At 72.9% G+C, this 9,276-nt stretch carries 9 protein-coding genes; 2 read left to right on the top strand and 7 right to left on the bottom strand.

Annotated features, from left to right (window positions below; genetic code table 11):
- Positions 1-10 precede the first annotated feature (10 nt).
- Positions 11-613, bottom strand: a complete 603-nt coding sequence (locus OZ948_14125) for an SIS domain-containing protein (protein ID MEB2345864.1) — start codon at positions 611-613, stop codon at positions 11-13.
- Positions 614-816: 203 nt separating this feature from the next.
- Here OZ948_14125 and trxA point away from each other — a divergent pair, with 203 nt between their 5' ends.
- Positions 817-1,143, top strand: a complete 327-nt coding sequence (gene trxA, locus OZ948_14120) for a thioredoxin (protein MEB2345863.1) — start codon at positions 817-819, stop codon at positions 1,141-1,143.
- On the opposite strand, the gene OZ948_14115 is transcribed toward trxA, so the two are convergent.
- From OZ948_14115 to OZ948_14090, 6 genes are all read right to left on the bottom strand, one after another.
- A complete protein-coding gene (locus tag OZ948_14115; protein ID MEB2345862.1) occupies positions 1,085-1,828 on the bottom strand; it encodes an HAD-IB family hydrolase in 744 nt (247 codons plus the stop codon). The two genes, trxA and OZ948_14115, sit on opposite strands and share 59 nt — an antisense overlap.
- A gap of 1 nt (position 1,829) precedes the next feature.
- Positions 1,830-2,939, bottom strand: coding sequence for a rod shape-determining protein RodA (gene rodA / locus OZ948_14110; GenBank protein ID MEB2345861.1), 1,110 nt, complete (start codon positions 2,937-2,939; stop codon positions 1,830-1,832).
- Entirely contained in the window at positions 2,936-4,837 is a 1,902-nt protein-coding gene (gene mrdA, locus OZ948_14105; GenBank protein MEB2345860.1) for a penicillin-binding protein 2, read from the bottom strand. Before mrdA ends, rodA begins: the two co-directional genes overlap by 4 nt.
- A complete protein-coding gene (locus OZ948_14100; protein ID MEB2345859.1) occupies positions 4,834-5,349 on the bottom strand; it encodes a hypothetical protein in 516 nt (171 codons plus the stop codon). Before OZ948_14100 ends, mrdA begins: the two co-directional genes overlap by 4 nt.
- Before the next feature lie 8 nt (positions 5,350-5,357).
- On the bottom strand, positions 5,358-6,275 hold the full coding sequence (mreC, locus tag OZ948_14095) for a rod shape-determining protein MreC (protein ID MEB2345858.1): 918 nt from the start codon (positions 6,273-6,275) through the stop codon (positions 5,358-5,360).
- A gap of 126 nt (positions 6,276-6,401) precedes the next feature.
- On the bottom strand, positions 6,402-7,436 hold the full coding sequence (locus OZ948_14090; GenBank protein MEB2345857.1) for a rod shape-determining protein: 1,035 nt from the start codon (positions 7,434-7,436) through the stop codon (positions 6,402-6,404).
- Between the two features lie 284 nt (positions 7,437-7,720).
- Between OZ948_14090 and OZ948_14085 the strand changes: the two genes are divergently transcribed.
- Positions 7,721-9,256 (top strand): peptidylprolyl isomerase, encoded by a 1,536-nt coding sequence (locus OZ948_14085; protein ID MEB2345856.1) that lies wholly within the window; start codon positions 7,721-7,723, stop codon positions 9,254-9,256.
- The last annotated feature ends 20 nt before the right edge of the window (positions 9,257-9,276 follow it).

Here is a 9,276-nt window from a genome sequence, read left to right as displayed (position 1 = left end):
GACGCGACCCTCAGCGCACCGGGAAGAGCGCATCCTCGACCAGCTCCGCGAGCGCGTGCCCGATCGCGATGTGCGCCTCCTGGATCCGCTGCGTGTCGTCGGACGGGACGACGATCGCGAGCTCGACGCGCCCCGCGAGCTTCCCTCCGCCCTTGCCCGTCAGCGCGAGCGTGCGCAGCCCGTTGGCACGCGCCCGGTCGACGCCGGCCAGCACGTTCGGCGAGTCGCCCGAGGTCGAGAGCGCGAGCGCGACGTCGCCGGCCCGGCCGTGGGCCTCCACCAGCCGCTCGAAGACGCGCTCGAAGCCGTCGTCGTTGGCGATCGCGGTCAGCTCCGCGGGATTCGCGGCGAGCGCGAGCGCCGGCAGGCCGGGACGGACCCGGCCGAGCCGGCCGCTCCATTCCGCCGCGATGTGGAGGGCGTCGGTCGCCGAGCCGCCGTTTCCGAAGAGCAGCACCCTGCCCCCCGCGCGAAACGCTTCCTCGACGATGCTGGCGGCCTTCGCGATCGCCTCGGCCTGCCCCGCGGCGATCGCGCTCTGGATGCGCGCGCCCTCCTCGAGGAGCACGCGCACGCGGCTCGCGGGGTCCCGGTCCGAGCGGCTCTCGCGCATGAAAAACTCCGAGATTCCAAGGGGATGCGAGCGACGAGCAACATAGGGGGGGCGCGCGACAGCGTCAACGCGAGGGCGCGGGGCGCGCACGCGCGGCTGCTATCATGCCGCGTCGCGCCCCTGGAATCCGAGCCACGGCCGGCAGCCGGCCCGCTTCGGGCCCCGCGTCCGACACCGCCCGCATCCCAAGGAGACACCAGCGAATGGCCTCGATCGACGACGTCACGGACCAGAGCTTCGAAGCCGAGATCCTGCGCTCCGAGCTGCCCGCGATCGTGGACTTCTGGGCGGAGTGGTGCGCGCCGTGCCGGCAGATCGCGCCCGTCATCGCCGAGCTCGCCGCGACCTACGAGGGCCGGATCAAGGTGGTCAAGATGAACGTGGACGAGAACCAGTCCACGCCCGCGCGCTACGGCGTGCGCGCGATCCCGACGATCCTCGCCTTCCGCGGCGGCCAGGTCGTCGAGCAGATCACCGGGGCGCAGCGGAAGGCGGCGTTCGAGGAGATGGCGAAGAAGCTGATTGCGTAGGGGGCTCGAAGAAGTCGACGGGCCAGCAGCGCCGCCGCGCGGTCCGGTACAGGAAGGGGTCGGGGTTCACCGCCACCGGATGCCCGACCAGCTCCAGGAGCGGCAGGTCGGTGATCGAGTCGGTGTAGAACCAGCTCTTGGCGAGCTCGATCCCCTTCTCGTCGACGAGCTGCTGGAGCCAGTAGATCTTTCCCTCCTCGAAGCAGATCGGGTCGATCACGCGGCCGGTGAAGCGGCCGTGCTCGACCTCGAGGCGCGTGTAGAGGTAGTGGCGGATCCCGAGCTGCTCGGCGAGCGGCCGCACGACGAACTTCGTGGCGCCCGACACGATCGCGACCACGTGTCCCTGGGACTGGTGCCAGCGGATCCTCTCGATCGCCGCCGGATAGAGGGTGGGGACCACCATCTTCTCCACGAACGCGCGCGCTTCGCGCAGCAGCCGGCGCTCCGACTGGCCGCGGAACTCCACCATCGCAGCCTGCGTGAAGGCGCGGATGTCGAGGATGCCGGCCTTGTAGCGCAGGTAGGCGTAGAGGCCCTTGGCGAGGTCCCAGCCGTCGACCTCGCCCCGCTCGTAGCGGTACTTCATGTACAGCGAGCCGGAGTTCTCGGCGATCAGCGTCTTGTCCATGTCGAAGAAGGCGCCGATGCGCGGGAGGTTTCGCTTGCGCCGCGGTTCCGACATCTCAGAACATGTAGCGCCGCAAGGACACGTTGAGGAGCAGGCCCACCGCAGCCAGCGCCGCCATCATCGCCGAGCCGCCGTACGAGAAGAACGGCAGCGGCACGCCGATCACGGGGCCGAGCCCCACCACCATCGCCAGGTTCACGACCGCCGGCCAGAACAGGATCGCGACGATCCCCACCGCCAGCAGCGCCCCGAAGCGGTCCTTCGAGCCACGCGCGATGAACAAGCCCCAGATCAAGACCACGAAGTAGAGGACGAGCACCACCGCGGCCCCGAGCAGCCCCCACTCCTCGGCCAGCACCGAGAAGATGAAGTCGGTGTGCTGGGTGGGCAGGAAGCGCAGCTGCGTCTGGGAGCCGTGCAGCCAGCCCTTGCCCGCGAGCCCGCCCGAGCCGATCGCGATCCGCGACTGGTTCGCCTGGTAGCCCGAGGCCAGCGGGTCGCGTGCGGGGTCGAGCACGTCGAGGATGCGGCTCTTCTGGTAGGGCTCGAGGCCGAACATCCAGATCGCGGCCAGCACCGCGAGGCCGGTGCCTGCCACGGCCAGCCAGGCACGCGCCGGGATGCGAACGAAGAGCAGGTAGGTCGCGCCGATCAGGAGCGTCAGCACGGCCACGCCCATGTCGCGCTGGAGCACGATCAGCCCGACCGGGCCCGCGAGGATCAGCCCCGGGCGCCAGAGGTCGCGCAGGCGCCGGATCTCCGCGGGTGGGTTGCGGTGGAAGAAGCGGGCCAGCGCCACCACCAGGCCCAGCTTGGCGAACTCGGAGGGCTGCAGGCGCAACGGGCCGAAGACGAGCCAGCTCTGGTTGCCGCGGGTCACCGGCGCGAGCACGAGCGTCGACGCCAGCAGCAGCAAGGTCCCCGCGTACACGAACCAGCCCCAGCGCTCGAGGTGCCGGTAGTCGACGAGCAGGGTCGCGACCAGGAGGGCCGCGCCGAGGCCGAGCGCGACGAGCTGGCGGATCACGTTCGGCGAGAGCAGCCCCTCGCTGCCCGCGTGGGTGGCGGAGATCAGGTTGGCGAGGCCGAGGCCGAGCAGGAGGCAGACGAGGCCGAGCAGCCACCACTCGTAGTGCTGCGCCATGCGGCGCTCGATGCGGGTCATCCGGCCCCCCGGGCGGCCGTCACGGCCGGCTCCTCGGGCGCCGGCGGCGGCCGGCCGTTCTTGTCGTCCCACCAGCGCTGCAGGACCTTCTGGGCGATCGGCGCTGCGTTGGCGCCTCCTCCCCCGCCGTGCTCCACCAGTACCGCGACCACGATCTCGGGCGCCTCGGCCGGCGCGAAGGAGGCGAACCAGGCATGGTCGCGGTACGGCCGCGGGATCGCGAGCCCCGTCTTCCCGGCGGTCTTCTCGAGGCGGACGACCTGCGCGGTGCCGGTCTTGCCGGCCACCGCGAGCCCCGGGACCTGCGCGCGCCGGCCGGTGCCGCCCGGCGCGTCGACCACGGCGTGCAGCCCGTCGCGAACCAGTGCGAGGTTCTCATCCGACACAGGCACGCGACGGATCTCGTGCGGCGGCTGCGGCACGTGGACGCCGCCCGGCTCCACCACCTCGAGAACCAGCCGCGGCCGCAGGACGTGGCCGCCGTTGGCGATGGCGGCATACGACACGGCGAGCTGGAGCGGCGTCAGCAGGTTGTAGCCCTGCCCGATCGCGGCCGACACGGTCTCGCCCGGCATCCACTCCTGGCCGAAGCGCCGCTCCTTCCACGCGCTGCTCGGCACGAGACCCGGCTGCTCTCCCTCGAGCCCGATACCCGTGACCGCTCCGAGCCCGAAGGCCTTGGCGTACTCGGCCAGCCGGTCGATCCCGAGATCGAGACCCGCCCGGTAGTAGTACACGTCGCAGGACTGCATGAGCGAGCGCCGCAGGTCGACCGTCCCGTGTCCGCCGCGCTTCCAGCAGCGGTAGGTGCGGTTGCCGAAGGCGAAGCCGCCCGGACAGAAGACGGTGGTCTTCGGAAGCCGCAGCCCCTCCTCGAGCGCCGCGGCGGCAACGAACGCCTTGTAGGTGGACCCGGGCGGATACTGCCCCGAGAGCGCGCGGTTCTGGAGCGGCTTCATCGGGTCACTGGTGAGCTGCCGCCACAAGGCGGCGTCGATCCGCCCCGAGAAGGCGTTCGGGTCGTACGAAGGGAGCGACGCCATCGCCAGCACGCCGCCGTCGCGTGGATCGAGGGCGACCACGGCGCCCGAGACCGGCTCCTCCGGCGGCGCGGCCGCGGCGAGCGCCTCCTCGGCGGTGCGCTGCAGGTCGAGGTCGAGCGCCAGGACGACGCGCGCGCCCGGGCGCGCCTCCACGCGGTCCAGCACCTCGACCTCGCGGCCCGCCACGTCCACCAGGACGTTGCGGCCGCCCGCGCGCCCGCGCAGGAAGGGCTCGAGCAGGGCCTCGACGCCCGACTTCCCGACCACGTCACCCGGCCGGTAGTCCTCGAAGCGCTCGCTCTCGAGCTGGCCCGGGCTCACCTCGCCGAGCGAGCCGAGCAGGTGCGCGGCGAGCGGACCGTGCGGGTACTGCCGGTAGGGCCGCACCTCGGTCAGCACCCCGGGCAACGCATGGCGGTGCGACTCCACGCGCGCCAGCCGCTCGAAGTCGAGGTCGTCGGACAGGCGCAGCGGCTGGAAGCGCGCCCGGCCGCGCGGATCCCCGTAGCTCTCGCGCAGGCGCTCGGGCTCGTCGCCGAGCAGGCGGGCCAGGACCGCCAGCGTGCGCGGCGGGTCACGCAGCTCGCTGGGCACGACCTCGAGATGGAAGGCGGGCCGCGTCGTCGCGAGCAGGCGCCCCTTGCGATCGACGATCTCGCCGCGCGGCGCGGTGAGGCGCTCGGTGCGGATCGAGTTGCGCTGCGAGCGCTCGAGGTGCTCCTCGCCCTGCACGACCTGGAGCTGCACGAGCCGCAGCAGGAAGATCGAGAAGGCGGCCGCCATGCCCGCGGCGAGCAGGCGCAGGCCGCGCTCGAGGGTCGGGTCGCTCCCGCCGCCGGGGCCGAACTGGCTCATCGCAGGCCCGGCCCCGCCTCGATGCGGAAGGCACCGTGGACGGGATCCTCGGGATCGACCCGGCCGAGCACGGCATCGAAGAGCCGGCGCACCGCGAGGGCGGCGGCGGCGTTGGCGGTGGCGTGCGGGATCGCGATGCCGAGCGCGGCGCGCCCCGGCTCCGGCACGCCGCCGAGCAGCCACTCGCCGACGACGTGCGCCGCCGTCAGGCCGACCACGAAGGGCACGAGCACCACCGCGCGCGCGAGGTCCACGCGCCGGGCCGCGGCGCGGGTGAGCAGCCACGCGCCCATGTCGAGCAGCGCGTGCTGGCCGAGCGGGCCCGCCGAGAGCAGGTCCGCGCTCCACCCCACCACCCAGGCCGTGACCAGCCCGGGCGCTCCCGGCACGCGCAGGCCCAGCGCGACGGCGACCAGCAGCGACGGGTCCGGCAGCCAGCCGCGCGGCACCCACTCGGCCAGGCCGCCTACGATCCACAGGCCCGCGAGGGCGAGCGCCCATGCCGCCAGCATGATCCTTCTCACGAGCCCGGCCTCGGCTCCGGCGCGGCCGCTTCGTCGCGGTCCGGCAGGTCGCCCTCGCCCTCGTAGAGCAGCTCGAGCGTGGGCCCGCGCCAGAGCAGGACGAAGACCTGCTCGAGGCGCCCGAAGTCGACCGCCGGCTTCAACACCGCCCGATGCACGAACGCCGCGGGATCCGCCTGCACCTCGACCACCTCGCCCACCCGCAGCCCCTTCGGGTAGGCGCCACCGAAGCCCGAGGTGATCACGAGGTCGCCCACCTGGACGTCGTCGCCGCGCACGAAGAATTCGAACTCGAGGCCGTCACCGCCGGTGCCCTTCACGATCCCGCGCGCGCGGCTGCGCTGCACGATCCCGTCGACCGAGCTCTGCGCGTCGACCAGGAGCAGCACGCGGCCGGCGTTGCGCGAAGTCGCCGTCGCGATCCCGACCACCCCGGTCTCGGTGACGACCGGCATGCCGGCCCGCACGCCGTCGCTGCGCCCGCGGTCGATCAGCACCGAGTGGAACCAGGGCGACACGTCGGTGCCGACCACCTGCGCGGGCCGCATCGGCACCTCGATCGCGCTGCGCATCTCGGCGATCGTCCGCAGGCGCCCGCTCTCCACCAGCGCCTCCCGGAACTGGAGGTTCTCCTCCTGGAGCTGCGCCACGCGCTCGTGCAGCTCCCGGTTCTCGTCGCGCACCTCGAGCAGCGCCACGTAGTCGCCCCACGCGCCACGGACGCCGTCGACCGGCGCCGACAGCGCCTTCTGGATCGGCGCGGCCACCTCGATGAAGAAGCCCCCGAGCCAGCCCGGATCCCGCGCGCCGCGTGCCAGCGCCCGGCGGTCGGAGGCGATGGCCAGGAGCGCGAGGCCGACGAGCAGCGCCAGGAGCAGCGGGACGCGCAGGCGCTCGAGCAGGACGCGGAGCATCGGACGACCTCGGGCCTTCTGGACCGCTCTTGTCGTCGGAGGGCCTCGTCGTGGCGCCCTGCCCGCCTTCCACGGCGCCGTGCCCTCCTTCGTCGGAACCGGAGCGCAGCGCCGCGGTGCGGCCCGTCACGAACGCACTGCGACTTCGCGAAGCAGCTCGAGCTCGTCGAGACAGCGGCCGGTGCCCAGCACCACGGCCGTGAGCGGATCCTCGGCCAGCATCACGGGCAGCCCCGTGGCCTCCCGCAGCAGGAGGTCCAGGTTGGCGAGCAGCGCCCCGCCACCGGTCATCACGATGCCCTTGTCCACGATGTCGGCCGACAGCTCCGGCGGGGTCGACTCGAGGGCGATCTTGACGCTCTCGACGACGGTGTTGACGGGCTCCGCGAGCGCCTCGCAGATCTCGTCGCTCTTGAGCTCGAGGGTCTTGGGCACGCCGGCCACCAGGTCGCGACCCTTGATCTCCATGCTCTGGATCGCGTCGATCGGGAAGGCCGTGCCGATCGTCACCTTGACCAGCTCGGCCGTGCGCTCGCCGATCAGCAGGTTGTACTTGCGCTTCACGTAGTTGATGATCGCCTCGTCCATCTTGTCGCCGCCCACGCGCGTCGAGTTCGAGTAGACGATGCCCGAGAGCGACAGCACGGCCACCTCGGTGGTGCCGCCGCCGATGTCGACGATCATGTTCCCCGACGGCTCCGTGACCGGGAGCCCGGCTCCGATCGCGGCCGCCATCGGCTCCTCGATCAGGTACACCTCGCGCGCGCCTGCCGACATCGCCGACTCGCGCACCGCGCGCTTCTCCACCTCGGTGATGCCCGAGGGCACCGCCACCACGATCCGCGGCCGCACCAGCGTCGAGCGGTTGTGCACGCGCATGATGAAGTAGCGGAGCATCGCCTCGGTGATCTCGAAGTCGGCGATGACCCCGTCCTTCATCGGGCGGATCGCGACGATGTTGCCCGGCGTGCGGCCGAGCATCTCCTTCGCCTCGCGTCCCACCGCCCGCACCTTGTCGGGGCCGCGACCGTCCTTGGTGACGGCCACGACGCTCGGCTCCGAGACCACGATGCCCTTGCCCTTCGCGTAGACCAGGGTGTTCGCGGTGCCGAGATCGATCGCGAGGTCGCTCGAGAACCAGCCGAGGATGCGGTTCAGCAAGTGGGATTACTCCATGTGGCCGCCGGGAGTGGAACGCCGTTCGGCAGGGCGGGGCACTCCTGAAGCTCGACCCCTAAGTGCTGGAATTCACGGATCCTTTGGAGGGAGGGGGGGAGCCGCCGGCAATGCTAACAGCCGCGCCCCCCGAAGAGCAACCGCCCGCACGCCCGGCGCGCGCGAGGACGGGCGCGGGGGCGTCGAGGCTGCTTGCCCGCAGCGATCCGCACACCTAGGCTCCGCGGCCCGTCGAAGCCGGGGGATCGAGGCGACGAAAGGAGTCCGGGATGCTCGAGGCGCTGCGCCGCAGCCAACGCTGGCTCATGGGAGCGGTGGTCTTCCTGGTCGGCGGCGTGTTCGTGGCCTACCTCGGGCTCGGCGGGCCGATGGCGTCGGGCCCCTCCTCGGGCGCGGTCGTCGAGCTCGACGGCCGCCGCTACACGCTCCAGGACGTCCAGCGCTCGCGCGAGCAGCAGGAGGCCCGCCTGCGCGAGAGCCTCGGCGACGCCTTCGACGCCGCCGGCGCCGGCGCCTACCTCGACCAGATGGCGGCCGAGTCGCTGATCCAGCGCGCGGTCCTGGCCAGCGAGGCCGAGCAGCTCGGCCTGCGCGCCACCGACGACGAGATCCGGCACATCCTCCGCAGGATCTTCCCGACGCCCGAGGGGACGATCGACGCGGCCGCTGCCCGCGAGTTCGGCGAGCGGCGGTTCGGAAGCGAGCGGCGCTTCGCGAGCGAGATCCGCGACGACATCCTCACCACCAAGCTGCTCCAGCTGATCGACGCCGGGGTCGAGGTCTCGGACGCCGAGGTGCGCGACGCGCTCCGCTACCAGCGCGAGGCCGTGAAGCTCGCCCTGGTGGTCCTGGACCCCGCGAAGCCCTCCGCCGAGGTCGAGGTGGAGGATGCCCCGGTCGAGGCCCTGCTCGCGGGCGAGGCTCCGCGCGTGCACGCGTTCTACGACGAGCATCCCGAGCGCTACAAGCAGCCCGAGCGGGTGCGTGCGCGCCACCTGCTGCTGCGCGTCGCACCCGGCGCCAGCGAGGAGGAGGTCGCGGCCGTGCGCGCGCGCGCGGAGGCCGCGCTCGCACGGATCCGGGGCGGCGAGGATTTCGCCGCCGTCGCGAGCGAGCTCAGCGAGGACCCGGGCTCGAAGAGCCAGGGCGGCGACCTCGGCTTCTTCGCCCGCGGGCAGATGGTGCCCCCGTTCGAGGAGGTGGCCTTCTCGCTCGAGCCGGGGACGGTCAGCGAGGTCGTGAAGACCGACTTCGGCTTCCACGTGATCCGCGTCGAGGAGCGCAAGGCGGCCGAGGAGCGCAGCTTCGACGACGCGGCGCGCGAGATCGCCGAGGGACTGGTCCGCGAGGACCGCGCGCGCGAGCTCGTCGGGGAGCAGGCCACCGCGCTCGCGGAGGCGGTGCGGGGCGGCCAGACGCTCGTCGACGCCGCGCGCGAGCTCGGGATCGAGATCCAGCGCACCGACTGGATCACGCGCCACCCCGACGGCTTCGTCCCCGGGGTCGGCGCCGCCCCGGAGCTCGTGGTGGCAGCCTTCGCGCTGACCTCCGAGCAGCCGACCTCGCCGCGCGTCTTCGAGAGCGGAGACAGGAAGGTGATGGTCGAGCTGCTCGAGCGGCGCACGCCCACGCCCGAGGAGCTGGCCACCGACCTGCCCGCCGAGCGCGAGCGGCTGCGCGACGCGCTGCGCGCCGAGGCCCGCAATGCCTGGCTCGAGGCCGCCCGCAAGCGCCTCCAGGAGGAGGGCCGCCTGCGGGTCGACCTGTCGCCCCTGCTGCAGCCGGGAGCGACCGAGACCGGCTGATCGCGAGGCCGGCCGCCGCG

The organism is Deltaproteobacteria bacterium (assembly GCA_035063765.1).
In the GTDB taxonomy this organism is placed as follows: Bacteria; Myxococcota_A; UBA9160; order UBA9160; family PR03; genus CAADGG01.
The sequence above is the reverse complement of the archived record's forward strand: the minus strand, read 5'-3'. Positions and strand labels throughout refer to the sequence as shown.

Excerpts from the sequence above, each read along its gene's own strand:
- rodA (MEB2345861.1), bottom strand. The coding sequence starts at position 2,939 with ATGACCCGCATCGAGCGCCGCATGGCGCAGCACTACGAGTGGTGGCTG.
- OZ948_14085 (MEB2345856.1), top strand. The coding sequence starts at position 7,721 with ATGCTCGAGGCGCTGCGCCGCAGCCAACGCTGGCTCATGGGAGCGGTG.
- OZ948_14100 (MEB2345859.1), bottom strand. The coding sequence starts at position 5,349 with ATGCTGGCGGCATGGGCGCTCGCCCTCGCGGGCCTGTGGATCGTAGGC.
- OZ948_14115 (MEB2345862.1), bottom strand. The coding sequence starts at position 1,828 with ATGTCGGAACCGCGGCGCAAGCGAAACCTCCCGCGCATCGGCGCCTTC.
- trxA (MEB2345863.1), top strand. The coding sequence starts at position 817 with ATGGCCTCGATCGACGACGTCACGGACCAGAGCTTCGAAGCCGAGATC.
- mrdA (MEB2345860.1), bottom strand. The coding sequence starts at position 4,837 with ATGAGCCAGTTCGGCCCCGGCGGCGGGAGCGACCCGACCCTCGAGCGC.
- mreC (MEB2345858.1), bottom strand. The coding sequence starts at position 6,275 with ATGCTCCGCGTCCTGCTCGAGCGCCTGCGCGTCCCGCTGCTCCTGGCG.
- OZ948_14125 (MEB2345864.1), bottom strand. The coding sequence starts at position 613 with ATGCGCGAGAGCCGCTCGGACCGGGACCCCGCGAGCCGCGTGCGCGTG.